Source organism: Halosimplex rarum, assembly GCF_047715405.1.
Lineage (GTDB): Archaea > Halobacteriota > Halobacteria > Halobacteriales > Haloarculaceae > Halosimplex > Halosimplex rarum.
Genome location: NZ_CP180412.1, coordinates 3,623,364 through 3,647,945 on the forward strand (window position 1 = coordinate 3,623,364; position 24,582 = coordinate 3,647,945).

Sequence of the window (24,582 nt, forward strand, 5' to 3'; positions counted from 1 at the left end):
GCGTCGGGACCGACCGTCGATCACTACGGGCGCCGCTCGATGCTGACGGCGAACGCGTTGGCGTGCGTGAGGATGCGGTCCGTCTCGGTGCCGAACTCCCGGATCGCGGCTCCGAACGTCGGGGGCACGACCGCGGGTTCGCCGGACGTCTTCTTCCAGGCGGACAGCGCCGGGTCGACGCGCCCCTTGACCGCAGGATCCACGTCCGGGAGGCGGAGCGTCGGCGGATCCGCGGCCTCCTCGACGGGCGACAGCGAGAGGACGTACCACGCCTCGGTACTGAAGAACACGGCGTCGGTCGCGTGGACCTCCCTGCAGCGGTAGGTCGTCCCTTCGTGGCGGACGTACTCGTCGAAGAAGTGCTGGCGGACCCACTCACCCGTCTCGGTCTCCGGGTAGACCGAGGGCCGTTCGCTGGACTCTTCGAGGGCGTCGACGACGAGGTCGCGGTACGCCTCGGGAAACGCCGAGACCGGCGTCGCGGACTCCCCGTCGGGCACCGACGACTCCTCTGCGTCGAGGTACATCTCGTGGCGGGGGCCGCCCTCGGCGTCGACCTCGTAGACGCCGCCCGCGTCGCCCTCGGGGTCGACGAGCTTCACCGCGTCGAACCTCGGGAGCACGGGCGTCGGCGCGTAAACGAACGCCTCGGCGCTCGCCCGGACCGTCTCCCCGGACGTGGCCGCGTCTCTGAGGATCTCGACCAGTTCAGTCGGGTAGACCGTCAGCGGGACCGCGCTCGACGGTTCGACTGGGGCGAGAACCAGGGACGGTTCGACTGGTGAGGGCGTCGGCGTCTCGCTCGGCTCCTCGGCCGCCGTTTCGGTCCGCGTCGCCACTGACGGATCCGTCGCCGTCGCCTCGGACGTGGCAGTCGGAACCTCGGTCGACGGCTCGCCGGTCGGCGTTCCCTCGTCTCCCCGGTCGAGACAGCCGGCGACTCCCGTGGCCGCGGCCGCGAGGAGCCCGAGGTAGCGTCGTCGGTCGTACTCCATCGTGTCCGGAGTCGAAGCGGGGCGGAAAATACTTTCAGGTGGCTGAAGCGACTGTTTCATCGTCGCCGAGCCGTGGCCGTCACCTGCGACAGCGCGGCGATCGCCCGTGGCGGCGCGGTACTCGGCCGCAGCGTCGCCTAACAGAGGTCGTTCGTCCGCGACCCCGCCCGCTCCAGCGACGCGAGCGGGTCCGCGCCCTCGTACTCGTAGATCAGCCACTCGCTGTCGTTCGCCGCGACGGCGTCGGCGATCCCGTTCAGGTCGAGGTCTCCCTCGCCGACGGGGACGGACTCGCCCGCCTCCACGTCGTAGTCCTTCAGGTGGACCAACTGCGAGCGGTCGCCGAGTGCGTGCAGTCGCTCGACCACGTCGTCGCCCGCCGCGAGCGCGAGACCCAGGTCGAGTTCGATCCCGAACGAGGTCTCGTCGACGAACGCGTCGAAGCCCGTCTCGTCTCCGAGGTCGGTGAACTCGTGGTCGTGGTTGTGGTAGTGCAGCGCCATTCCGTGGGCGGAGAGCTCGTCGGCGAGTTTCGCCAGGCGCGCGGCCGCGGCCTCCACCGCCTCGACGGACTCGAAGTGTTCGGCGTCGAGCCACGGGACGACGACGTTCTCGACGCCCAGTTCGTCGTAGAACGCCACGGTCTCCTCGAAGTCGTCCTCCAACTCGTCGATAGGGACGTGGGCGCCGGCGACCTCCAGCCCCGTCTCGTCGAGCGTCTCGCCGACCGCGTCGGGGTCGGCGTCGGTGACGCGGTAGGCGAACTCGACGCCGTCGAACCCGGCGTCGGCGACGAGTTCGAGCACCTCGCTGAACGGGCGGTCGACGTCGCGGAGCGTGTACAGCTGGACGGCGGAGCGCGTCATACCCGGAGTGTCGCCCGGCCGGCTCAAAGGCGTTCGCGTCCCGGTTCGGTGCACCGGTTCCCGCCCCGCTCCACTCGAAACGGGGGGCGGTGCCGGGTCAAGAGTTTAGGTGTGCGAAGCCGTCGCACACTGTATGGACAGTCGCGAGTACGCGTTCGAGGGGACCGAACCGGAGGTCCACGGCTACGCCCACGTCAGTCGCGAGGCGACGGTCGTGGGCGACGTGACGGTGGAGGCCAACGCCAACGTCTGGCCGGGCGCGGTCCTCCGCGGCGACGTGGGGCCGGTACGCGTCGGCCGGGAGTCGGCCGTCGGCGACAACGCCACCGTCCACGTCTCGGCGATCGGCGAGAAGGTCATGGTCGGCCACGGCGCCGTCCTCAACGACGCCACCGTCGAAGACGGCGCCCTCGTCGGCTTCAACTCCACCGTCAGCGACGCCACGATCGGCTCGTGCAGCATCGTCGCCATGGGCACCGTCGTCCCGCCGGGCTACGAGGTCCCGCCCGAGTCGTTCGTCCGCGGCATGCCCGCCTCGGTCACGCCGCTCTCCGAGACCGCGATCGACCCCGAGGCCGTCTTCGAGGCCTTCAACTCCGGTGACTACGCCAACCTCGCCGACCGACACGAGAACCTCTTCGCGCTGCCGGACGCGGGCGACGAGTAGTCACTCCCGCTCGACGGACAGCTCTCGCTCCGACGCGTTCGAACCGCCGCCGCTCGCGTCCACGTCCTCGACCTCGACCAGTCGCTCCACCCGCCGCTCGAACTCGACGTCGTCGATCTCTCCGCGGGCGTAGCGCGCTTTGAGTTCTTCTAGCGGGTCGTCGGCGTCGTCGTCGGCCGCCGCTCGATCTGCACTCCCCGACCGCTCGCGCAGCGCCGGCCAGATCTCGTTGCCGACGATGGGGATCAGCGGCGTGAGGAGGAACCACCCGAGGATGAACACCACGGCCGCGACCTCGAAACTCACGAACAGCCCCGCCAGCAGCCCGAGCGGGAGCGTCAGGATCGCGACGACCGCCGTGACGCCGCCCAGGAGCCGTTGGTCCATAGGTGACCGTTCCGACGACGACCTGAAAACGGTTGTTGTCAGGTACCAACAGCCACGGTCGAGTCCGTACGGGGCGGCGACAGCCTCGAACGAACCGGTAAGGACCTGCTAGCTTTGCGGGTGGCGGTCGAACACCGCCCCAGCGATGGCCGAAGACGGCACCGACAACACGGAGGACCAGTTCGATTCCCACTCGAAAACTGTCGACACGGAGGAGGCGATGGCAGGCCTGACCGGCAACTTCTACCGCGGCGAGGTGGAACGCACGGCGTCGTGGCGGGGCCGCCTGGACCAGACGACCAACTGGGCAGTCGTGGTCGTCGGTGCGATCCTGACCTGGGCGTTCTCCAGCGGCGACAACCCCCACTACGTGATCCTGATCGGGGTATTCGGCGTCACGGCGTTCCTCGTCATGGAAGCCACCCGGTACCAGGAGTACGACGTCTGGCGCAAACGGGTTCGAATCCTCCAGACGGGCCTCTTCGCCGAGATGTACTCGCCGTCGGCGGAGGGGACTGACTGGCAGCGTCAGCTCGGTGACGACCTCCGGGACCCCGAGTTCCATCTGACCATGCGCGAGGCGCTCACCCACCGACTCCGGCGATCGTACCTCGCGTTGCTCTTGCTCCTCCTTGCGGCCTGGGTCGCCCGCGTCACCGTCTACGAGGCCTCGGAGCCGTGGACGGAGACGGCGTCGATCCTCGGCGTCTCCGGCGTGCTCGTCGCGGCCGCCGTCGGGCTGTTCTACGCCGTCGCCGTCCTCGTCGCGGCGGTGTCCGTCCGCGGCGAGACCGTCATGGAGTTCCAGGAGTAACGCGGGGCGGTTCGACTCGACCGCTCCCGAAAAAATCGGCCGCTCAGAGCCCGCTCTTGGTCATCACGCTGGAGACGTCCCGCCAGTTGCGGACCGTCCAGTAGCCGAGACCGGACGCGATCATCGCCGCCGACAGCAGGTACGCCGAGAGGTGCGACGCGACGACGGCGTCGGGGTTCGTCAGCCCGTAGACGACGCCTTCGGTGCCGAGACCGATCATCACGAAGCCGACGATCCCGACGAGCGCCGCCGTGACGAGCGCCTCGCGGCCGTAGTATTCCGAGTGCTCCGCGGCGAGCAGGGCGGCGACGAAGCCGACCGACCCCGCGAGCACGTAGACGGGGAGTCGCCCGACGAGGCCTCCCGCGTTGCCCGATGCGATCCCGACGATGCCCAGAAAGGCCGCCGTCAGCGCGAGCGTCGTCGCGCAGATCAGCGGCCCCGCCTGTACCAGTACGTCCCGCTCGAAATACCCGTTCGCCGACGTAGCCATCGGCCTAACAACGGCTGTTTCCCCACAAAAAGCCCCGTCAGCCGCGCGTCAGCCACATGTGAGCTGAGCGAACGGTCGACGTCCGCGCCAGCGGGTTTTTTGAGCGCGCTGGTCCACCTCTCACCAATGACCGACCACGTGTCGCTCGTCCGGCGCTCGCTCGCCGGGACGGACGAGTTCGACCGCCGCGTCCGCGACCAGGGCGACCGCCTCAGCGCCGCGCTCGACGAGGGCGCCTTCGACAACGACGCCGCGACGCTCGGCCTCGAACTCGAAGTGTACGCGCTCGACCGGATGGGCGAATCGCCGACGCTCGCGCCCGTCCCCGAGGGCGTCTACGAGGGACCGGCCGACAAGGAACTCGGCCTGCACAACGCCGAACTCAACGCCGAACCCAGCCGGTTCGACGACGACGGCGTCGCCGCACAGGCCGACGAGATCGCCGCCGACCTCGCGGCGACCCGCGAGCGAGCGCGCGAACACGGCCTCGAAATCGTCCTCGACGCGATGCCCGCCGTCGCTCCCGAACCGGGGACCCACGAGTACCTCGACGACGTGGAAATCCGGGGGACCGACGCCGACCCGAACGGCCCCGGAGCGTCGACCGACCGGCCGGTCGTCGTCCCCGGCGACGGCCCCGACGACCCCGTCATCGTCGCCAGGAACATGCGGAAGGACCCGCGATACGGCGCGCTCGACAACGTGGCCGTCCGGCGGGCGGGCGGCGAGATCGAATTCTCCGTACCGGGCGCCACGGCCGGCTATCGAACGATCCTCTTCGAATCGCTCGCGACCTCGATCCAGCCCCACGTGCAGGTGCCCGACCCGAGCGAGTTCCCCCGCTATCACAACCTCGCGGTCCGGACGCTCGGGCCGCTGCTCGCGCTGTCGACCAACTCGCCGTTCCTGCCCGGCGACTGCTACGGGGACGGCGTCGACCCCCGGGAACTCGTCGAGGACACCCACCACGAACTCCGGATCGCCGCCTTCGAGCAGTCGATGAACCAGGGGTGTCGGAAGGTCCGGGTCCCGGAGGATCTCGACGACCCCGCCGACGCGGTCGAACACGTCGTCGCCGACGACTCGTTCGCGCCGTTCCTGCGCGAGTGGATCGAGGACGAGGACGACGTGGAAGAGGAAGGACAGAAGGGCGGTGACCCGACTAGCGCGGCGTGGGAGTTCGACTACAAGCGCGGCACCTTCTGGCGGTGGGTCCGCGGGGTCGCGGGCGGCGACGCCGTCGACGGCGCCTGCGACCAGCAGTCGCTCCGCATCGAGTACCGCCCGCTTCCGACCCAGCCCACCGTCCGCGACATCGTGGGACTGCAGGTGCTCACCGCGGGGCTGCTCCACGGGCTCGTCGCCGCCGACCACCCGCTCGGGGACCTACCCCACGAGGTCGCCGAGGAGAGCTTCTACGCGGCCGTCGAGGAGGGTATCGACGCCGATCTGGTGTGGGTCACCGCCGACGGCGAGCGAACCGACGATTCCGAGACGATATTCGCCGAAGTCTTCGAGTTCGCCCGCAGCGGACTCGACGAGCAGGGCGTCGCCGACGCAACGCAGGACCGCTACCTCGACCCGATCGAAGCGCGCTGGGAAGCGGCCGTCACGCCGAGCGAGTGGAAGAAGGGACGAGTTAGCGACCATCTGGACGACGGGGACGACCTCGAAACGGCCCTCGCGTCGATGCAGGAGGAGTACGTCGAACTGAGTCGCGAGCGCGAGTCGTTCGCCGAGTGGATATAAGGGCGAAATCCGTCGTTCCGCCAGTTCCGTGCGGAACCTGTGCCGATTCGTTGCAGGCTCGTCATCCGACATAACTGTGCCGCACTCGTGCGCCGTGACAGCACGGGCACACGTTCGCGTCGATTTCTTTCACCCGTCGGGAGTCGCTTCGAGCATGTCCACTGCGACAGAGACGACGGGACAGACCGAGACGACGAACGAATCGTGGCAGGCAGGCGTCGTCGGGGGGATCCTCGGCGCGCTCGCGATGGGCGCGCTGATCCTCGCGATGAACGAACCAACGCTCGCGGTCGCGATTCCTTCGCTGTACACGCTGGCGCCGCCGCCGAACGTCGCCGCGGGGATGTTCGTCCACGTCTCCCACGGCGCCGTGCTCGGCGTCGCCTTCGCCGCCATCGTCGGCGCGCTCGACCTCGATTCGACGGGGAAACTCGTCGGCGCTGGCGCGGTGTGGGGCGTCCTCACGTGGGCGGTGTTCGCCGCGCTGGTCATGCCCGTTTGGCTCTCGACCGTCGGATCGCCCGCCTCGCCACCGTTCCCGAACTTCGCGCCGCCGTCGCTGCTGTGGCACCTCGTCTACGGGCTGGTGCTGGGCGGGGTCTACGCCGCGACCGTCGACCGGCTGTAGCCCCCGGTAGGTATCAATCGTCGGCTTCGATCGCGCCGGTCCCCGGCCGATCGACCGCACTCAGATCGATCTCGCCGCCGGGCATCGGGACGCCGTCGAACGGGTCAGCGGCGAGCAGGAGCGACCCGTCGAGGTCGACGTAGTCGAACGGCGGTGCGAGGTGCGAGCCCGCCGCGATAGAGGCATTCGACGCGACCATGCACCCCAGCATCGCCTCGCACCCGTGGGCGTGCGCGACCGCGGCGACTTCTCTCGTCGCCCGCAGGCTCCCGCACTTCTGGACCTTCGCGACGACGATGTCCACGGAGTCCGCCACCCGGGCCGCGTCCGCCGCCGTCTCGACCGACTCGTCGGCCGCGACCGGGACAGCCCCGCGTTCGCGGACGTGTCGCAGTCCGTCGAGGTCGTCGCCGGGGACCGGCTGTTCGACGAACTCGACGCCGTGATCGGCGAGCATATCGGTCTTCGCGACGGCCTCGGCGGGGGTCCACGCGCCGTTGGCGTCGACCCTGATCCGCGCGTCCGGCGCGCCCTCGCGGACGGCCGCCAGTCGCTCGGCGTCTCGACCGGTCCCAAGTTTCACCTTGAGGACCGAGTACCCGCCTGTGACCGCGCGCTCGGTCTTCGCGCGCATCTCGTCCGGCTCGGCGGACCCGATGGAGAACGACGAAATCGGGGCCGCTGCGGGGTCGAGCCCCCACTGGCGATACAGGGGCACGTCGAGTCGTTTGGCGGCAAGGTCCACAAGCGCGATGTCCACTGCGGCCCGCGCGGCGGGATTGCGACCGACGACCTGGCGCATCTCGCGCTCGATCCGCTGGCGGGCGTGCGGGTCGCCGACGGCTTCGACCACGTCGAGCAACGCCGGGAGAACGGCCTCGACCGTCTCGGGCGTCTCGCCGTAGTACGACGACGGCGCGGCGGCGCCGATCCCTTCGTGGGCCCCGTCGCTGATCCGGACGAGGACGTTCTCGGCGGTCTCGGTTGTCCCGCGGGCGATGGTGAACGGATCCGCGAGCGGCAGGGAGAGCCGCTCGAACTCTGCATCGAGCTCCGGGGACACGGCGTCTCACTCCTCCCCTAGCACGGCGGGCAGTATCTCCGCCACGTCGAAGCGGAGGGGGTCGGTCGCCGGAGCACCGATGGCCTCGCCGTACTCCTCGACGGCCGCGCCGGCCGCGCCGTCGTCCAGGTGCTGGGTGTTCAGCGCCCCCGCGATTACCTCGGCCGGCGCGACCGGTTCGGCCATCGACTCGTACAGCGCCGCGTACTCGCCGGGCGGCGGGATAGCGACGTGCTCGTAGCCGTGGACGGCCTCGCGGCCGGCGACGTGACAGAGCACCAGTCGGTCGGGCATCGCCCCGTGGAGGATGCTCGTCGTCACGCCCGAGTACGCGGGGTGGGCGAGCGCGCCTTGCCCCTCGACGAACAGCACGTCGTAGTCTGCCGCACGCTCCTCGACCATCCGCTCGACCGCGCCGGCGGCGAAGTCGGCGACGACGCGGTCGACGGCGGTGCCGTAGTTCTCGATGGCGATCCCGGTCTGGCCGGTGGGGACCACGCCGGCGTCGACGCCCCGCTCACGGGCCGCTGCGGCGAGTTCGAACGTCGTCGTCATCTTCCCCGACGAGCAGTCCGTGCCGACGGTGAGCACCACCTCGGCGTCGACCTCGCTCGCGGTGCCGTCGCTGACGGTCAGGTCGTCGGGCGGCCGGCGCAGGTCCCGGAGGTCGCAGCCGTGTTCGTCGGCCAGTCGAGCGAACTCTTCGTCCTCGGCGAGGAAGTAGTGGAGCCCGGCGATCACGTCACAGCCACGTTCGAGCGCGCCGCGCACGTCGGGCCGCCAGGTCTCGTCGAACCCGCCGCCGATGGGCGCGATGCCGACGAGGAGGGCGTCGATGGGTTCGTCCACGTCGTCGATACCGGCGACGATGGGGGCGTCCTGCACGTCGGGCACGTGGTCGCGGACGCGCTCGCCGGCCCGAGTTCGGTCGAGGATCGCCGCCACCTCGTCGTCGCCGTAGCGCAGGACGCCGACGGCCGTCTTCGCGCGGACGGGGAACTGCTCGTGAGCGAGGATGGCGACGCGCATGGATCGGTGTTCGTGTGCGCGAGGTATAATCGCACGGTGGGTCGAGGAGTTGGAACCACGACCACTACCGCAGTCACAGCAACCGACAGCACCGCCGGCTCGATCGTGGCCAGGAACAGCGTGAAAGCCCCCGACCGCTCCGGTCGAGGGGCTTGCTGCGCGCTTCACTCGCTTCGCTCGTTCCAGTGCTCGCGTCGCCCGTCTTCCCGGAGCGGCCGGCCCCTTTCATTCCCACCCGTGTCGGCTGATCAGCCAATCTGTGCGGGTGGGAATGAAAGGGGCGACGTGTTCGGCCCGGCCCGGGCGACGTAAGCACGCGAACGGAGTGAGCGCGCGCAGCGAGCCCCGGACGGTCGAACGCGTCGGGGCTTTCACGCTGTTTGCGGTTGCGTTTGCTCCGGCAGTCGTCCCACTGACTCATTCACTTGTTACAGAGCCCGCAACTGGACACGCCAGAACTCCCGAAAGGCCTTCTCCAGCGCGGGTTCGGGGTCACCGCTCGCGGACACTGCCGACACCGTGTCGGCCACGTCCTCGAACTCGTCGAGGACGGTGCGCTCGCCGACGACGATCAGCCGGTCGGTCTCGCTGTCGTCCAGCGCGACCTGGCACCGTTCGAGGTGGTTGTCGATCTGCTCGTCGCGCAGGCGCTCGAAGCGGGCCTGCGAGTAGCCGCCCTTCGAGTGTTTGCTCTTCAGGTCGGAGTCGAACCCCTGGAAGGCGACCCGCTCGTCGCCGTCGTACTCGCCCATGGCGAAGAGATCCGAGCGGACGAGCGTGAACGTGAACGACCCGGTCGGCTCGAACCACGACCGCTCGAACGCGAACGCGTCGTCCCACGTCGCGAAGGGCTCCGGCGGGTTCGGGACGGAGAGGCAGGCGTCGACGAGCGCGGCGTCGTCGGTCACGGCGAGGCAGGGCGCGGCCCGCCCCACGAGCGCGGCGCGGTCGCCGAAGGCCTCCCGTACCGACTCCGAGAGGTCGTGGCCGTCGGGGACGTACGCGGTGAAGGCGCCTTCCGGATCGGTCTCGACGGACTCCAGGCGGTCGAGGACGGCCCGGAGCCGACCGTCCTGCAGGGTCTCGGTGCGGGCGAACGAGCGGTCGACGCCGGCCTCGTCCGAGCGGCGGCGCTCGACCTCGCCTTCGAGTTCTGCGATGCGGTCTTCGAGGCGGTTGACCCGCTGTTCGGCCTCCTGGCGCTCGCTGGCGGCGTCGGCCCGGCGCTCCTGCTCGGCCTCGAGCTGGCGCTCGCGGTGTTCGAGCTCCTCCTCGAGCTCCTCGATGCGCTCTCTGAGCTGGGCCCGACCGAGCACCCGGTCTAACATCACCGGATGGGGGCGCCGCTGGCGGTTAAAACTACAGGTCTCCGACGGATCCCCCTCGCGCGGAGCGATCCGCTGGGGAGCCGCCCGACCCCGGGAACGGCGCCGCCGGTCAGATCCCGGTCGGGCCGTCGAAGGTACCGCTATCGAACCGCCCGTCGCCGAACGATCCGTCGTCGAACGCGTCGCCGCCGACGGGGTCGTCGGGGACGAACTCGTCGATGGCCTCGTCGCTGGTGGGCGTCCCGGCCGCGACCGAGAGGAGTTGCTTCGCCCGCTCGGCCTTGGCGAGGAACACCTCCCGGAGCGACGGCGGGTTGCGGATGCGCGTCTCTTCGACGAGTTCCTCGGGGACCGCGACGGTGTCTGCGGGGACGCTGTCGTCCCCGTATACCGTGAAGTGTGTGTTCTCCAGTTTCATCACCAGCGGGAGATCCGTCCGCTGGATCCCGCCGTCCGCGTAGAGTTGCCGGTTGACCTGCTCGTGCTGGGCACGCGAGATTGCCGCCGCGTCGCCCTCGCTGGGCTCGACGTAGAGTCTGCCCAGGTAGTAGCCGCTGGAGAACTGTTCGAACATTTCTGTGCGTGTGATACACACGCATGGATGATGATAAGGCTTGCCCGGCACGCTTATATCGGCGCGCTTTCAGACCGCCCGACGCGAGGCTGACGCCGCCGTTTCGCGGCTCGCACTCCCGGGTCCGATACGGCTTTGTGTCCGGCAGCCTCCTCGTCGGGCATGGAGTGGCCGCTGGCCGGTGACGAGCGGACGGACGTGATCCCGCGACGGTGGGCGCGGTACTACCTGGAGAACGCGCCCAGCCTCGTCTGGCTGATCTTCGCCAACGTCGCCGGCGTCTTCGTCGGCGTCTTCTTCTACCTCGAGACGCTCCCGGAGGTCGAGACGCTGGCCTGGCCGCTGTACATGGATTCACCGGTCGCGACGCTGCTGATGGCGCTCGCGCTCGCGACGCTCCTGCCGAACCTCGGCCGCCGGCTCGACGCGGCACCCGCCAATCTCGTCCTCGCGTACCTGCACACGATCGCGTTCGTCTGGCTGGTCGAGACCGGCCTGTGGACGGCGCTGGCGCTGAACCTCCACGTCGGCCTGTACTTCCCCGACCTCTGGCGGTACTTCGGCGTCCTCGTCACTCACGTCCTCTTCGTCCCAGAGGCGTACCTCCTGCCGCACTTCGGCCGGACGACGCCCGGCGCGCTCGGCCTGGCACTCGCACTCGCGCTCGTCAACGACGTGCTGGACTACGGCTTCGGACTCCACCCGCCGCTCCGGTACGAGCCCGGTCTCGTCCTGATCGCCGGGAGCGTCGCGACCTCGCTCCTCGCCGTCGGACTTGCCGCCCACGCGTTCGGACGACTACCGGCCGATCGCGGCGGTTGATCCGCGGCTGATCCATGGCCGCTGATCCGCGCCGGTCGATACGCGGCCGCGAGACGGCGTCGGCGCCGTGGGATACGCTTATCAGTCTCGACCGCGAACCTCAGGTGAATGGACTCCGCCGAACTGCTCGACCTGCTCGGCAACGCCAACCGACGGCGGATCCTCCGATTGCTCGCGCACAAGCCCTGTTACGTCACGGAGATCAGCGAGTACATCGGCGTGAGCCCGAAGGCGGTCATCGACCACCTCGAACGGCTGGACGACGCCGGCCTCGTCGAGAGCAGCGTCGACGACCAGCGCCGGAAGTACTTCCGCATCGCCCGGAACCTCCGCCTGGAAGTCACCGTCTCGCCGTACCAGTTCGGCACCAAGAGCGCCTATCCCGGCAGCTCCATCGACGTCGCCTCCTGCAGACACGTCTCCATCGACGCCGAGGTCGAGGAGGGCCGCGACGCCCGCGAACTCGCGGCGGAACTGGACCGCCTGCAGGCCCTCGACCGGGAGCTCTCGCTCGCCCAGCGGTGGGTCCACGGCCGGCTCTCGGAGGTCATGGAGGAGCTCACCGACCAGTTCGAGGGGGAGGACGCCCGCCTGCTCGGCGACGTGGTCTCGGCGCTCGCGACGCGCTCGGGCTCCGTCGAGGAGGTCAGCCGCCGCGTCGAGGCACCTCCCGAAGTCGTCGAGGAGGCCCTCGAACGGTTGGCGGAGGAAGGAGTCGCCGAGCGCGACGGCGACGAGTGGCGCCTGCCGGAGTGAGGCGGCCGCTCCCGTCGCAGTCAGTTTTCGATCTCGTACTCGCGCTCGGCGTCCCGACGGAGCGCGTTGCGCTCGACGAGTTCTGGGACCATCTCGTCGTCGTCAGCCCCGGTAACGGACACGACACTGACGAAGACGACACCGCCGGCCACGCCGATCAAGAGCGAATCAGCGAGAACCCCGTAACCGATGCTCGCGAGCGCGACGACGCCGGCGATCAGGTACCGCAGGAGCCGTCGCTTGCGGAGTTCTCGCTCGTGGGCGTCGACGACGACCTCGCCGCGGCCCGCTTCGATAGTTCGATAGACCGGCCCGTCGTCGGTCGCGTAGCGGAGCACGTCGACGGGGCCGCCGTCGGAGTCCATAGACCGTCCGTGTTCGCGCAGGGATTAAACGTCGCGGGTCAGGCCGTCGCGCAGGTCCCGGCCGAAGTAGTGGCCGAGCAACGCGACGAGGATTCCGGTCGTGGCGCCGACGGCCGCGAACTGCGTCAGCCCCACGTCAGAGAGGAGTGCGAACCGGACGAACGCGCCGGACATGACGGAGATGACGGCGGCTGCCGCGCCCGCCACCGCGACGGGGAAGTACCGGCGCTGTCCGCTCGCTAGCCCGAGGAGGAAGGCGCCGAGGAAGATCCCGGCCACGCCGGCGATCGACCCGACGAGCGGGACCGCGCTCCCCGCCAGCATCCCGCCGACCACGGCGACCAGCGCGAGCAGGAACGAGCCGACGGAGGGCACGTTCGGCGCGAGGCTCGGTAGCGAGAGTGACGGACGGCTCAGCGAGGGGGTCAGCCGTGAGAGCAGGCCGGGTCCCGACGCCGACTCTGACCCGGCCGCGGACGAACCCGCGTCGTCCGACGTCGATCCGTCGCTCGCGCCGCCCACGTCGCTCGTCAGCGCGTCGACGTCGACGCCGAGTTCGTCGTCACTGAAGCCGACCTCCTCGCCGCCGCCGGCGTCGATGTCGCCACCGAACTCGTCGTCGAGGAGGTCGTCGACGTCGTCCCCGGACGTCCGTTCGTCCGTCCGCTCTGACATACTCGCAACTCCGCGCCGAGGCCCCATGTGCCTTTTCCTCCCGTCGCCGCGGCGGGGACACAACCGTCCGACGGCGGCTGCGGGCCGACCGATCGCGTCCGCACCGGTTTCCGGCGCCCGCACGTTTTTGCGGTCGATCCGCGTACGGGGTGACATGACGGTCGAGACGCGGCTGCCGGAGGAGTGGACCGAGGGCTTCGTCGAGGTCGACGACGGGATCAGACTGCACTACGCGCGGACCGGCGGCGACGGCCCGCCGCTGGTCGTCGCTCACGGCGTCTTCGACGACGGGCTCGCCCGGATCCCGCTCGCTCGTGATCTGGCCGACGAGTACGACGTGATTCTCTACGACGCCCGCGGCCACGGCCAGTCGGACGCGCCGGAGTCGGGCTACGGCGCCGCCGACCGCGCCGCCGACCTCGTCGGGTTGCTCGACGGCCTCGACATCGAGCACCCGCTCCTGCTGGGCCACTCGATGGGCGGCGACACCGTGCTCGCAACCGCCGCGAACTACCCCGACCGCCCGAGGGCAGTCGTCGCCGTCGATCCCGCGGGACTGCTCGCGCACAACCGCGACAACCGCGGCGGCGACGGCCCCGGCGAGGAGGAGATAGAGGGCGTCCGCCAGCAGGTACTGTGGTGGCACGACCACTCGAAGGCCGAGCTGCTCGAGGCCGACGACGAACTCGCCGGCCACGTCGAAGCGGGCGAGGAGGAACTCGCGAGCCTGCTGGCCGACGCGCGCCTGCGCGTCAGCGCCACCATCACCGAGGTGTTCCGGAGCGGCTGGGCCGAGCCCGACGAGTTCTACCCCGATATCGACGCGCCGACGCTCGTCCTCCGCGCGGACGTGGACGAGGAGGCCCGGGAGCGAGACCGCGAGAGCGTCGACCTGATCCCGGACGGGCGAATCGTCCACGTCGACGACGCGGGCCACTGCGTCTTCCGCGACCAGCGTTCGGTCGCGACCGAGGAAGTGCGCTCGTTCCTCGTCGACCGCTGAGCCGCTTCGTTCTCGGGTTCAACCGCGCCCCGGCTCGCTGCCTGCTGGTGCAGGGCGGAGACTGACGAGGAGACCGTTCGAGGATCGGATCCGAGCGTCGCCGCCCGCATCCGACGCGAACGGCGTCGACGCGCCAGCGCACGGTCACGGCGATCCGTGGGCCGTGCGGGTGAGCTTTCCATGACCAGTCAAACCACACAGCCGGGCGAACGCGAGTCGTCGGACGCCGCGGGACCCGGTCGTTCGACCAGTGGAACCGACACACGACGACGGAACCGCGCCGCGGCCGGCATCGCCGGCGGCGCGCTCCTCCTCTACGGGATCAGCAAGCGGTCGGTCCGCGGCCTCGCCGCGGCCGTCGCGGGCGGATGGCTGCTGAACCGGGCGATCCGCGGCGGCGACTCGGCCGGCGGGTCCGGGAACTGGAGTTCCCGACGTGAACAGTCGCCGACGGGCGCGCCCCTCGACGCGCCGGACGTCCAGCGATCGATCACCATCGAGCGTCCCGCCGAGGAGCTGTACGACCGCTGGCGCGACCCGGAGACCCACGAACAGATCTGGGCGCACTTCGCCGCGGTCGAACAGACCGGCGAGGACCGCCAGCACTGGGCCGTCATCGGGCCCCGAGACACGACCGTCGAGTGGGACGCCGAGACCGTCGCCGCCGAGCCGGGGGAGTTCCTGCGCTGGAAGTCTCTCCCCGGCGCGCGAGTGCCTAACGAGGGGTCGGTCCGGTTCGAGTCGCGCGCGGACGGCGAGTCGACCGAGGTGACGCTCCACCTGCGCTTCGACCCGCCGGGCGGCCGCGTCGGCACCGCCCTGATGGAGCGGTTCGACCTCCTCCCCGACGCGGCCGCGGGGACGGCGCTTCGCCGGTTCAAGAGCCTCGTCGAGACGGGCGAGATACCCACGCTCGAACGCAATCCCTCGGCCCGCGGGGAGGGCGATCTGCTGTGAGCGACGCCACCAGCGGGACCGAGGCGACGGGAATCGGGTCGATGCGGGCGCTGTGCTGGCACGGCACCGACGACCTCCGCGTCGACTCGGTTCCGCGGCCGTCGCTCGTCAACCCGAAGGACGCGGTGCTGCGGGTGACGGCCTCGACCGCCTGCGGCTCCGATCTGCACATCGTCGACGGCTACATCCCGACGATGCGCGAGGGGGACGTGCTCGGCCACGAGTTCGTCGGCGAAGTCGCCGAGACCGGCGAAGCGGTCGATAGCGTCGAGGCCGGCCAGCGCGTAGTCGTCCCCTCGTTCATCGGCTGCGGCGCCTGCGCCTACTGCCGGGACGACCTCTGGTCGCTCTGTGACAACACGAACCCCAACGCCGAGATGCAGGAGCCGATACTCGGCGACTCGACCGCCGGCATCTACGGCTACACGCACGCTTTCGGCGGCTACGCCGGATCGCACGCCGAGTACATCCGCGTCCCGCACGCCGACGAGAACTGCTTCGCGGTGCCCGACGAACTCGACGACACGCAGGCGCTCTTTGCCTCCGACGCGTGGCCGACGGGCTACATGGGCGCCGACTTCTGCGACATCGAGGACGGCGACACCGTCGCCGTGTGGGGCTGTGGTGGCGTCGGCCTGATGGCCCAGCAGAGCGCCGCCCTCATGGGTGCCGAGCAGGTCATCGGCATCGACCGCTTCCCCGAGCGCCTGGAGGCCGCCCGCGAACACGCCGGTGCCGAGACTATCGATTACACGGAGGTCGACAGCGTCGTGAAGCGACTGGACGCGATGACCGGCGGGCGCGGTCCGGACGCCTGCATCGACGCCGTCGGGATGGAGGCCCACGGGACCGGCATCACTCACCGCTACGACCGGGCGAAACAGCAGTTCGGCCTGCACACCGACCGCGGCGAGGCGCTCCGGCAGGCCATGGTCGCCTGTCGGAAGGGCGGCACCCTGTCGATCCTGGGCGTCTACGGCCTGATGGACAAGTTCCCGATCGGCGTCCTGATAAACAAGGGGATCACCGTCCGCACGGCCCAGCAGCACGGCCAGCGGTACGTCCCCGACCTGCTCGACCTCGCCGTCGAGGGGGAGATGGACCCCTCCTACCTGGCGACCCACGAGTTCGCGCTGGAGGACGGACCCGAGGCCTACCGGATGTTCCGCGAGAAGGAAGACGGGATGATCCGGCCGGTGTTCCGTCCCTGACCGGGGGCGGCGAAACGAATGGGTTCAAGTTGGCGGCGGCGGTACGGCGGGACATGAACGCAGGAGACCGCGTCCGCGTGGAACGCGCGGACCAGACCCACGAGGGCGTCCTCATGCCCTCGACGACCGGGGAGCATCTGGTCGTCAAACTCGAAGGAGGGTACAACGTCGGGATCGACCGCGACGAGGCCGACGTGGAAGTCCTCGAATCCGACGTGTACGACGTCGAGGAGGCCCAGGCCGAGAGCGAGCAGTCGACCATCGAGTTCGACGACGACCTGCCCACGGTCTCGCTCATCTCGACCGGCGGGACCATCGCCTCGACCGTCGACTACCGGACGGGCGCGGTCACCGCCCAGTTCGACGCCGAGGACGTCCTGCGCGCCGTCCCGGACCTGGCGGGGATGGCAAACTACCGCGGCCGCGTCGTCGCCAACATCCTCTCGGAGAACATGACGCCCGACGTCTGGCAGGACCTGGCGCACGCGATCCACGAGGAGATCGAGGCCGGCGCCGACGGCGTCGTCGTCATGCACGGCACCGACACGATGCAGTTCACCGCCAGCGCGATGGCGTTCATGCTCGACACGCCGGTCCCCATCGTCTTCACGGGGAGCCAGCGCTCTGCAGATCGCCCGTCTTCGGACAACGTGATGAACGCCGTCTGCGCGGTCGAGGCCGCCAAGTCCGACTGCGCGGAGGTCCTGATCTGCATGCACGCCGACGAGTCCGACGACCGGTGCGCCCTGCATCGAGGCGTCCGCGCGCGGAAGAACCACACCTCCCGCCGGGACGCCTTCGAAACGGTCGGTGCGAAGCCACTGGGCGAGGCCGACTACAGCATCGACGGCGACCCGGAGATCACCTTCCGCCGCGAACACCGCGAGCGCGACGCGACCGATCTCGACGTCGACCCGGACATCGAGACCGACGTGGACCTGCTGAAGTTCACCCCCAGCACCGACCGGGCGTTCCTCGATGCCCTCGACGGAAAGTCGGGCGTCGTGCTGGAGGGCACCGGCCTCGGGCACGTTCACACCGACTGGATCCCGGCCATCGAGGATCTGGTCGACGACGGGACGACGGTCGTGATGACCAGCCAGTGCCTCGAAGGGCGGGTCTGCGACCGGGTGTACGACACCGGGCGCGACCTGCTCGAAGCGGGCATCGTCGAGGGCGAGGACACCCTTCCCGGCACGGCGAAGGTCAAGCTGATGTGGGCGCTCGCGAACGTCGAGAGCGTCGAGGAGGCCATGTCCACGTCGCTCGCGGGTGAGATCCAGGACCGCTCGGTCCCCTGGACCTGACGTGGCGATGGAGGTCCGTCAGGCCCGCGCCGCCGACCACAGGGACATCGCGGCGTTCACCAGTGACACCTGGAGCGACCGCTTCGACCGCGGCGACTACATCGCCGACGTGTTCCCCGAGTGGGTCGAGAGCGACGGCCCCGGCCAGCGCACCGTCGTCGCCGCGGAGGACGACCAGGTAATCGGCGTCTGTCAGGTCGTCCTGCTCTCCGAGCACGAAGCGTGGGCCCAGGGGATGCGCGTCGACGAGGACGCCCGGGCGAAGGGCGTCGCCGAGGCGATGAACGACGCCTGCTTCGACTGGGCGCGCGAGCGCGGCACGACCGTCTGTCGGAACATGGTGTTCTCGTGGAACGTCGCCGGCCTCGGCGCCGCCCGCGGCGTCGGCTACGACCCCGCGACGGAGTTCCGGTGGGCCCATCCCGACCCGGACGTCGACGCCCGGGCCGACGAACCTGTGAAGGGACGGGACGGCGCGGGTGAGTTCGACGTGGTTCCGGACCCCGACGCGGCGTGGAGCTACTGGCAGCGCAGCGACGCGAGCCGCGAACTCGCCGGCCTGGCGCTCGATCCCGGGGAGTCGTGGGCGCTCTCGGAGTGCTCCCGAGAACGGTTCCGCGAGGCCGCCGACCAGACGGCGGTGTTCGCCGTGCAGGACGCCGACGGGACGCGCGGCGCCGCGTACCGAACCCGGGACTACGAGCGTGAGAGTGGGGACGGGGACGGTGAGGGCGACGGAGAGACCGAGTTGTGGGTCGAGTACGGCGTCGGCGCGTGGGACGACGTCCCCGCCGCGCAGGCGTTGTTCGCCGCCATCGCGCGGGACGCCGCGGAGATGGGGGCCGACCGGACCAGAGTGCTGATCCCCGAGACGCCCCGGCACGTCTCCGACGCCGCCTACGCCGGTATCCCCGTCAGCGAAGACCCCGACTTCGTCATGGCAGCGGATCTGACTGGCCGGGTTTGAGGAGCTGATGAATACGGTCACGGCACCGCGAGGGACCGCTGATCCGAGAACAGCGTGAAAGCCCCGACCCGCTGGACTCGGGCGGCTCTCACGGTTCGCTTCGCTCACCGTTCGAGCGACCGTGGCGCTCCCGTCGGTCGCGCCACGCGCTCGCTGCGCTCCTCGGCTTCGCCTGCGGTGCTTGCTTCGCCGGCCTTCGTCCAGCGGGTCGCCCCTTTCATTCCCACCCGCACAGACTGACCGGCCAGCCGACACGGTGGGAATGAAAGGGGCGGCCGGTTCGAGGTGCGAGACGACGCAAGCACCGTGGTTCGAGAGAGCGAAGCTCTCTCGTCATCACGAAAGAGCGCTCCGCGCTCTTTCGAACGACAACGGAGTGAGGAGCGCAGCGAGTCGCAGCCCTCGAACCGGTCGGGGCTTTCACGCTGTACTGATCCACGATCACGAGTGCGGTGCTGTCTCCAGCAACACGACCATTTTCCTCAGTAAATCCCGATCTTCGACCGGAGATTTACACAGAGCCGGCCCGAACCACTCACACATGGACGTCGAGACCTTCTTCGAGGAGATGCCGTTCGCGGACCTCCTCGGGATCGAACTCACCGAGATCGACGACGGGCACGCCGAAGGACGGCTGGAGATGCGACAGGACCTCTCGTGGCATAGCGAGCGCGTGCTCGCCCACGGCGGGGTCACGTACACGCTCGCGGACACCGTCGGCGGGGCGGCGCTGGTCTCGCTGGTCGACCGGCCGGTCCCGACGGTGGACATGCGGATGGACTACCTCGAAGCGGGAACCGGCGACCTGACCGCCGAGGCCGACGTGCTCCGGCGGGGCAGCGACGTGGGCGTCGTCGACGTCGACGTCTACGCCGACGCGGGCGACTCCGCCGACGAGGGCGCCACCCACCTTGCGAGCGCTCGCGGCGTGTACAAGACCGGCGGATCGGGGTGAGAGTCCATCGATAGTGACTCTCCCGTTTATAAGCATCACCTGACCAGAAGGGAACACGGGTACCTCACGGAGTCGTCCAGTTCGTGTGCGGATTGACCGCAACTCTTTACGGGAGAGAGCAGATACTTTTCATATGGGAATTGAATTCGCCCTTGCTGTTGTTTTTCTATTCGGTATCATTTATGCTGGCCTCCGGTTGCTATGGGACGATGAACTGCCCAACGTGGTCGGTTGAATCGCTGTACTGAGCATCTGCGCGACCGAAGACACCTTCGGCGAAAGATGGATTTATAGCTGCGGCGCAACCTCGTCGCCAAGTCGTCGGATACACTCGACCATGGTCTCCGTTCCGATGCCGGGGTAGTAGGTCCGCAGGATGACGTGGATATCGTCGCCCAGCGCCTCGCCGTACTCCGCTAACTCCGCGACTACCTCGTCCGGCGTGCCGAAGACGGCCCCCCGTTTCAACTCCGCGCGACGCGCTTCGGGGAGTTCGTCGATCGGTTCGCCCTCGTACCACTCGGCGTAGCGCCGCTGGAGGTAGAAGTAGCCGTCGCGCATGGTCTCCCAGGCGGCTTCTCTGGAATCGCCGACGAACCCGTGTTTGATGACGTATATCTGGAAGTCGCCGTCGATCCCTTCCTCGTCGCGGACGCTTCGGATATCTTCGACCCGCTTTTTCACTCCGTCCAGCGAGAGCGACGAGGGGGCGCACCAGCCGTCGCCGACGCGGGCCGCCCGGCGGACGGCAGGTTTCGCGGCGCCGCCGAGGAATATCGGCGGATCCCCGGATGGTTTGGGAGTCACGGTCGTCTCGGCGTCGATGGCGTGGAAATGGGGATCCACGCCGAGCGGCCCTTCCGACCACGCGCCCCGCAGGATCTCGACGGTTTCTTCGGTGCGCTCGGTGCGCTCGGCCTTCGGTACCCCGAAGTTCTCGAACTCGGCGTCGCGGTAGCCGATGGAGAGTCCCACCGCGAGCCGTCCGCTTGAGAGGAGGTCGACGGTCGCGGCGTCCTCGGCGAGGCGGACGGGGTCGTACAGCGGCGCGAGGGCGATGCAGGTCCCGATAGTGATCTCGTCGGTCGCGGCGGCGAGCGCGCCGAGGGCTGGCATCGTCCCCGAGAGGTAGCCGTCGTCGGCGAAGTGGTGTTCGGAGACCCACGCCGAGTCGAGGCCGGCGTCGTCGATGACTTCGCCGAGTTCGAGCAACTCGTCGTAGATGGCTTCGTGAGAGCGGTCGTCGTCGGGGCGGCGCTGGCAGGTGAACAGACCCGTGCCGAGGTCCATAGCGGCCGTTGGGCCGGGTGCGTGAAATAGTCACACGACAAGTGCGCACAGTTATCTCTCCTGGACGCGTACTGTCCGGTACGGGAGCTCTCTCGCCCGAGAATGGGCGCGCTCACGGAATGATACCTCTGTTCGAACATCTCCCAGGGTTCGCCTCCCGATCGAGCGGGCGCACCGAAAGCGGACGCTCGGACGGCGGGGGCTCCGATGGCGAGCGGCGAGTCCGCACCGACGGCGGATTCGACCGCGTACTCGCGGACCCGGACCTGGTCGTGGCGGGGATCGACGCCCTCGACGACGTGTTCTACGTCTACGACGAGGACGCGCGACTGGTCGCCTGGAACCGACGGCTCAACGACGTCCTCGGGCTGGACGACGACGAACTCCGCGGCACCCGCGCCGAGGACTTCTTCATCGAGGCCGACCGCGAGCGCGTCCGCGAGGCCGTCGCGGACGTCTTCGAACGCGGCGAGACGACCGTGGAAGCGAGGGTGAAGACGGGCGGGCCGGTCGTTCGCTTCCAGCTCTCGGGCCACAGACTCGTCGACGACGACGGGACGGTGGTCGGTTTCAGCGGGATCGGCCGCGACGTGACCGAGAAACACGAGCAGGCGGTCCGGCTCTCGCTCCAGAACGAGCGGCTGGAGTCGTTCGCCGGCACGGTGAGCCACGACCTGCGGAACCCGCTCCAGGTGGCGACCGGACTGATAGAACTGGAGCGCGGAGAGCGCGAGTCCGCGCGACTCGACCGGGTCGGACGGGCGCTCGACCGGATGGAGCGGATCGTCGCCGACGTGCTGACGGTCGCCCGAGAGGGCAGCGCGGTCAAAGACCCAACCGGGGTCGCGCTGGCGACCGCCGCGCGGCGGGCCTGGGACACCGTCGAGACTGACGACGCGACGCTCGACGTCCGGACCCAGACCGTCGTCGAGGGCGACCCCGACCGACTCGACCGACTGTTCGCGAATCTCTTCCGCAATGCGGTGGAGCACGGTGGTCCCGGCGTCGCGATCTCGGTCGTCGACACCGACCGCGGGTTCGCGGTCGAGGACGATGGCCCGGGCATCCCCGAGGCCGACCGCGAGCGCGTCTTCGACAGCGGCGTCTCCGGCACGCGCGACGGCACCGGGTTCGGCCTCGACATCGTCAGGGGGATCGCCGAAGCTCACGGGTGGACGGTCGCGGTCACCGACCGCGGGAACGTGGACGGTTCGAACGACTCGGACGGCGCGCGCTTCGAGTTCGACCTCGGACTGGTGGGCGGGGCGGACTGACCCGCGGGGCCCGCGACCCCCCTCGCCCGCCCGCTCAGTGATCGATGCGCGTGATCTCCTCGACCGGCCACTGACTCAGCACCTCGACGCCGTCCTCGCGGACGACGACCATCTCCTCGACGCGCACGCCCTGTCGATCGGCGGGTTCCTGCGTTTCGACGGCCATCGTCATCCCCTCCTCGATCTCGATGGGGTGATCGGGCGAGATGCCGCGCCAGATCAGTGGCACCTCGTAGAGCTGGAGCCCGAGGCCGTGAGCCCAGTGATTGGTGGTCAGCTGCCAGTGCTCGTCGGCGTCGTACCAGTCGGCGTGTTCGCCCTCCATGTCCGGGAACGCCTCGGCCACCTCGTCGGTCGTGACCCCGGGTTCGATCCGCTCCAGCACCCGGTAGAGGGTGTCGACGGCCGTCTCGTAGGCGTCGCGCTGGGCCTCGGTCGGCTCGCCGAGGGAGAAGGTGCGGTAGTAACAGGAGCGATAGCCGAGGTAGCCCACGTTGTAGAAGTCGGCGTAGACGAGGTCGCCGGGCCGCATCGCCCGGTCGGTCGTGTTGGCCTGGTGTTTCGGCCACGTGTTCGGTCCCGAGGTGAGGTAGCCACCGCCGACGGTCGCGCCGTGGCGCCAGAGCTCCCTGACCGCTTCGCCCCACACCTCGGACTCTCGCTGGCCGGGGCGGGCCGTCTCGGCGATGCGCTGGAAGCCCGCCTCGCAGATCGCGGCGACCTGCCGGAGACACTCGATCTCGTCGCGAGTCTTGGTCTTCCGGGCGTCGTGCATGAGGTCGACGGCTTCCTCCGTCCGGGTCTCGACGCCCCGCTCGTCGAGGGCGTCGTGCAGCCTTCGGGCGCCCACGTCGACGCCCAGCGCGAGGTCGGCGACGCCGTACTCCGCCATCGCGTCGGCGACGAGACCGGCCATCTTCCACGCGAGGAACGATCGCGCGGAGTCGCTGCCCGACGCGCGCGGGACGTTGCCGAGGCCGGGCGCCGCGTATCTGACGTCGTCCAGCCACGGGCAGTTGTACCGCTGGTTCGCGGCGTGGTCGGCGGTGTCCCAGTGAACCACGTCGCCGTCTTCGGTGAGCAGCGTGTAGTGGTCGGCGCCGCTCCCACCGGTCATCGCCAGCCCCGTCACGTAGCGGATGTTCGGGTCCGAGACGAGCAGGAGCGCGCCCAGCGAAGAGTCCTCCAGCCGTGCGAGCGCCCGCTCGTAGCGCTCGCGGCGCATGCGCTGGACGTCGATGCGCTCCTCCCAGTCGACGGCCATCGTCCCCCGCGTTCCCGCCATGAACTCGCGCTCGTGCATGGGGCCGAATACGCTCGGACTCCCCATCAAGTTACGGCAACATTTGCGAGCGCTGGCCCGGCGATCACTCCGAGGGATCCGGAGTGATCGGCTGGCTCTCCGTCGCGGTCGGGGTGTCGGTCGCCCCGCTGGTCCCGGTTTTTCCCGGTTCGGTTCCCCCTGGTTCGGTCCCCTGCGTCCGGGTTCCGTCGGGCGAGTTCGTCCCCACATCGACCGTCACCTGCCGGTCCTCCGAGTCGTCGCGCCAGTACAGCCAGAGGCGCAGTTCGCCGCTCCCCTCGTACCCCACGTCGTCGACCGTGACCTCCCGCTCCCACGTCGCGGTCTCGCCGGCCGCGACCGGCAGTCGGATCGACGCGACGGGTGCGTACGCCGGGAAGTTGCGGTTCACCGCGCCGACGAACGTGCCGTCCACGTCGCCGGTGTTCTCGACGGTGAGCGAGAGCGTGAACGTCGTCCCCTGCGCCGCGGACTCGGGCGCCTCGAAGGACGCTATCTCGAACGAGGCGGGCGGCCGGGCGAGGTCTGCGAGGACGTCGTCCCCGAGGGGGTACTCTCCGCCGGGCCACGTGATCGCGGCCTCCGCAACATCCAGGGGCTTAGACACCCGGAAGACGACCCACCCAGACGGGTTGTCGGAGGGGAGGTACGCACCGCCGTAGTCGAACAGCGCCCAGCCTCCGTATCCGACACTGTTCCGTGCGTCGGCCGACGTTCCGTCCGCGAGCAGCGTTATATCGTCGACGGCAGGGCGCGAGGCCGACGCTCCGTCCAGCAGTGCGACCACGTACTGCTCGTCGCGGGCGCCGTAGACGCCGAACGAGTCCGGCGAGTTCGGCGCGGCCAGTTCGGGGACGGCGAACGCCTCGCGGACGAAGTCGCCGGACGCGGTGCCGGTGTCCGTTTCAGTGTCTGCGGGCGTCCCGCCGTCCGTCCCTTTTGCGACCGTCCCTGTCGGCGTCGCCGTCGGCGACGAGTCGCTCGCGTCGCTCGAACCGTCGAGACAGCCGGGAACGGCGACCGCGCCGGCGGCGAGCACCGCCAGGAGTTCGCGTCGGTTCACGTTTCGTCCGTCGCTCCTGTCGGATAAGTGCCTTCAGGAGG

26 protein-coding genes are annotated in these 24,582 nt (G+C 69.7%); 13 read left to right on the top strand and 13 right to left on the bottom strand.

Features of this window, described 5'->3' with window-relative positions:
- Window positions 1-23: 23 nt before the first annotated feature.
- Window positions 24-995, bottom strand: coding sequence for a hypothetical protein (locus ACMGFH_RS17290; RefSeq protein ID WP_415379707.1), 972 nt, complete (start codon window positions 993-995; stop codon window positions 24-26).
- Between the two features lie 137 nt (window positions 996-1,132).
- Window positions 1,133-1,861, bottom strand: coding sequence for a sugar phosphate isomerase/epimerase family protein (locus ACMGFH_RS17295; RefSeq protein ID WP_415379709.1), 729 nt, complete (start codon window positions 1,859-1,861; stop codon window positions 1,133-1,135).
- 133 nt (window positions 1,862-1,994) lie between these two features.
- Here ACMGFH_RS17295 and ACMGFH_RS17300 point away from each other — a divergent pair, with 133 nt between their 5' ends.
- Window positions 1,995-2,528 carry a gamma carbonic anhydrase family protein gene (locus ACMGFH_RS17300; RefSeq protein ID WP_415379710.1) on the top strand — a complete coding sequence of 178 codons (534 nt, stop codon included), beginning with the start codon at window positions 1,995-1,997 and terminating at the stop codon, window positions 2,526-2,528.
- On the opposite strand, the gene ACMGFH_RS17305 is transcribed toward ACMGFH_RS17300, so the two are convergent.
- Complete coding sequence (locus ACMGFH_RS17305) at window positions 2,529-2,915, bottom strand: SHOCT domain-containing protein (protein ID WP_415379711.1); 387 nt, start codon at window positions 2,913-2,915, stop codon at window positions 2,529-2,531.
- A 145-nt stretch (window positions 2,916-3,060) separates the two neighbouring features.
- Here ACMGFH_RS17305 and ACMGFH_RS17310 point away from each other — a divergent pair, with 145 nt between their 5' ends.
- On the top strand, window positions 3,061-3,729 hold the full coding sequence (locus tag ACMGFH_RS17310; RefSeq protein WP_415379712.1) for a DUF2270 domain-containing protein: 669 nt from the start codon (window positions 3,061-3,063) through the stop codon (window positions 3,727-3,729).
- Window positions 3,730-3,772: 43 nt separating this feature from the next.
- Here the strand turns inward: ACMGFH_RS17310 and ACMGFH_RS17315 are convergent, their stop codons facing one another.
- On the bottom strand, window positions 3,773-4,222 hold the full coding sequence (locus tag ACMGFH_RS17315; protein WP_415379713.1) for a hypothetical protein: 450 nt from the start codon (window positions 4,220-4,222) through the stop codon (window positions 3,773-3,775).
- A gap of 126 nt (window positions 4,223-4,348) precedes the next feature.
- Between ACMGFH_RS17315 and ACMGFH_RS17320 the strand changes: the two genes are divergently transcribed.
- Complete coding sequence (locus tag ACMGFH_RS17320; RefSeq protein WP_415379714.1) at window positions 4,349-5,971, top strand: hypothetical protein; 1,623 nt, start codon at window positions 4,349-4,351, stop codon at window positions 5,969-5,971.
- 154 nt (window positions 5,972-6,125) lie between these two features.
- Complete coding sequence (locus tag ACMGFH_RS17325) at window positions 6,126-6,599, top strand: DUF6789 family protein (RefSeq protein ID WP_415379715.1); 474 nt, start codon at window positions 6,126-6,128, stop codon at window positions 6,597-6,599.
- Between the two features lie 13 nt (window positions 6,600-6,612).
- Here the strand turns inward: ACMGFH_RS17325 and ACMGFH_RS17330 are convergent, their stop codons facing one another.
- The 4 genes from ACMGFH_RS17330 to ACMGFH_RS17345 all read right to left on the bottom strand — a co-directional run bounded on the left by ACMGFH_RS17330 (window position 6,613) and on the right by ACMGFH_RS17345 (window position 10,593).
- Entirely contained in the window at window positions 6,613-7,662 is a 1,050-nt protein-coding gene (locus ACMGFH_RS17330) for a dipeptide epimerase (RefSeq protein ID WP_415379716.1), read from the bottom strand.
- Window positions 7,663-7,668: 6 nt separating this feature from the next.
- Window positions 7,669-8,691, bottom strand: coding sequence for a DUF1611 domain-containing protein (locus ACMGFH_RS17335; RefSeq protein ID WP_415379718.1), 1,023 nt, complete (start codon window positions 8,689-8,691; stop codon window positions 7,669-7,671).
- Between the two features lie 428 nt (window positions 8,692-9,119).
- The gene (locus ACMGFH_RS17340) at window positions 9,120-10,019 is read right to left on the bottom strand and encodes a Vms1/Ankzf1 family peptidyl-tRNA hydrolase (protein WP_415379719.1); all 900 of its coding nucleotides are present in this window, start codon (window positions 10,017-10,019) and stop codon (window positions 9,120-9,122) included.
- A 109-nt stretch (window positions 10,020-10,128) separates the two neighbouring features.
- Entirely contained in the window at window positions 10,129-10,593 is a 465-nt protein-coding gene (locus ACMGFH_RS17345; protein ID WP_415379720.1) for a DUF5802 family protein, read from the bottom strand.
- A gap of 162 nt (window positions 10,594-10,755) precedes the next feature.
- Here ACMGFH_RS17345 and ACMGFH_RS17350 point away from each other — a divergent pair, with 162 nt between their 5' ends.
- Together ACMGFH_RS17350 and ACMGFH_RS17355 are read left to right on the top strand one after the other, a co-directional pair.
- Window positions 10,756-11,415, top strand: a complete 660-nt coding sequence (locus ACMGFH_RS17350) for a DUF1405 domain-containing protein (protein ID WP_415379721.1) — start codon at window positions 10,756-10,758, stop codon at window positions 11,413-11,415.
- 108 nt (window positions 11,416-11,523) lie between these two features.
- Entirely contained in the window at window positions 11,524-12,171 is a 648-nt protein-coding gene (locus ACMGFH_RS17355; protein ID WP_415379722.1) for an ArsR/SmtB family transcription factor, read from the top strand.
- Window positions 12,172-12,191: 20 nt separating this feature from the next.
- On the opposite strand, the gene ACMGFH_RS17360 is transcribed toward ACMGFH_RS17355, so the two are convergent.
- On the bottom strand, window positions 12,192-12,536 hold the full coding sequence (locus ACMGFH_RS17360) for a hypothetical protein (protein WP_415379723.1): 345 nt from the start codon (window positions 12,534-12,536) through the stop codon (window positions 12,192-12,194).
- A gap of 24 nt (window positions 12,537-12,560) precedes the next feature.
- Window positions 12,561-13,211: a hypothetical protein gene (locus ACMGFH_RS17365; RefSeq protein WP_415379724.1), complete on the bottom strand. Its 651-nt coding sequence runs from the start codon at window positions 13,209-13,211 to the stop codon at window positions 12,561-12,563.
- Between the two features lie 154 nt (window positions 13,212-13,365).
- Between ACMGFH_RS17365 and ACMGFH_RS17370 the strand changes: the two genes are divergently transcribed.
- The 6 genes from ACMGFH_RS17370 to ACMGFH_RS17395 all read left to right on the top strand — a co-directional run bounded on the left by ACMGFH_RS17370 (window position 13,366) and on the right by ACMGFH_RS17395 (window position 19,611).
- Window positions 13,366-14,214 carry an alpha/beta fold hydrolase gene (locus ACMGFH_RS17370; RefSeq protein ID WP_415379725.1) on the top strand — a complete coding sequence of 283 codons (849 nt, stop codon included), beginning with the start codon at window positions 13,366-13,368 and terminating at the stop codon, window positions 14,212-14,214.
- 180 nt (window positions 14,215-14,394) lie between these two features.
- Window positions 14,395-15,171, top strand: coding sequence for an SRPBCC family protein (locus ACMGFH_RS17375; RefSeq protein WP_415379726.1), 777 nt, complete (start codon window positions 14,395-14,397; stop codon window positions 15,169-15,171).
- A gap of 41 nt (window positions 15,172-15,212) precedes the next feature.
- Window positions 15,213-16,382 carry a zinc-dependent alcohol dehydrogenase gene (locus ACMGFH_RS17380; protein WP_415383276.1) on the top strand — a complete coding sequence of 390 codons (1,170 nt, stop codon included), beginning with the start codon at window positions 15,213-15,215 and terminating at the stop codon, window positions 16,380-16,382.
- A 53-nt stretch (window positions 16,383-16,435) separates the two neighbouring features.
- Entirely contained in the window at window positions 16,436-17,689 is a 1,254-nt protein-coding gene (gene gatD, locus ACMGFH_RS17385; RefSeq protein ID WP_415379727.1) for a Glu-tRNA(Gln) amidotransferase subunit GatD, read from the top strand.
- A 7-nt stretch (window positions 17,690-17,696) separates the two neighbouring features.
- A complete protein-coding gene (locus tag ACMGFH_RS17390) occupies window positions 17,697-18,656 on the top strand; it encodes a GNAT family N-acetyltransferase (protein WP_415379728.1) in 960 nt (319 codons plus the stop codon).
- 541 nt (window positions 18,657-19,197) lie between these two features.
- Window positions 19,198-19,611, top strand: coding sequence for a PaaI family thioesterase (locus ACMGFH_RS17395; protein ID WP_415379729.1), 414 nt, complete (start codon window positions 19,198-19,200; stop codon window positions 19,609-19,611).
- 288 nt (window positions 19,612-19,899) lie between these two features.
- On the opposite strand, the gene ACMGFH_RS17400 is transcribed toward ACMGFH_RS17395, so the two are convergent.
- Entirely contained in the window at window positions 19,900-20,901 is a 1,002-nt protein-coding gene (locus ACMGFH_RS17400) for an LLM class flavin-dependent oxidoreductase (protein WP_415379730.1), read from the bottom strand.
- Between the two features lie 119 nt (window positions 20,902-21,020).
- Between ACMGFH_RS17400 and ACMGFH_RS17405 the strand changes: the two genes are divergently transcribed.
- Complete coding sequence (locus ACMGFH_RS17405) at window positions 21,021-22,175, top strand: sensor histidine kinase (RefSeq protein WP_415379731.1); 1,155 nt, start codon at window positions 21,021-21,023, stop codon at window positions 22,173-22,175.
- A gap of 34 nt (window positions 22,176-22,209) precedes the next feature.
- Here the strand turns inward: ACMGFH_RS17405 and ACMGFH_RS17410 are convergent, their stop codons facing one another.
- The gene (locus ACMGFH_RS17410) at window positions 22,210-23,478 is read right to left on the bottom strand and encodes a M24 family metallopeptidase (RefSeq protein WP_415379732.1); all 1,269 of its coding nucleotides are present in this window, start codon (window positions 23,476-23,478) and stop codon (window positions 22,210-22,212) included.
- A gap of 64 nt (window positions 23,479-23,542) precedes the next feature.
- Complete coding sequence (locus tag ACMGFH_RS17415) at window positions 23,543-24,541, bottom strand: hypothetical protein (protein ID WP_415379733.1); 999 nt, start codon at window positions 24,539-24,541, stop codon at window positions 23,543-23,545.
- Between the last annotated feature and the right edge of the window lie 41 nt (window positions 24,542-24,582).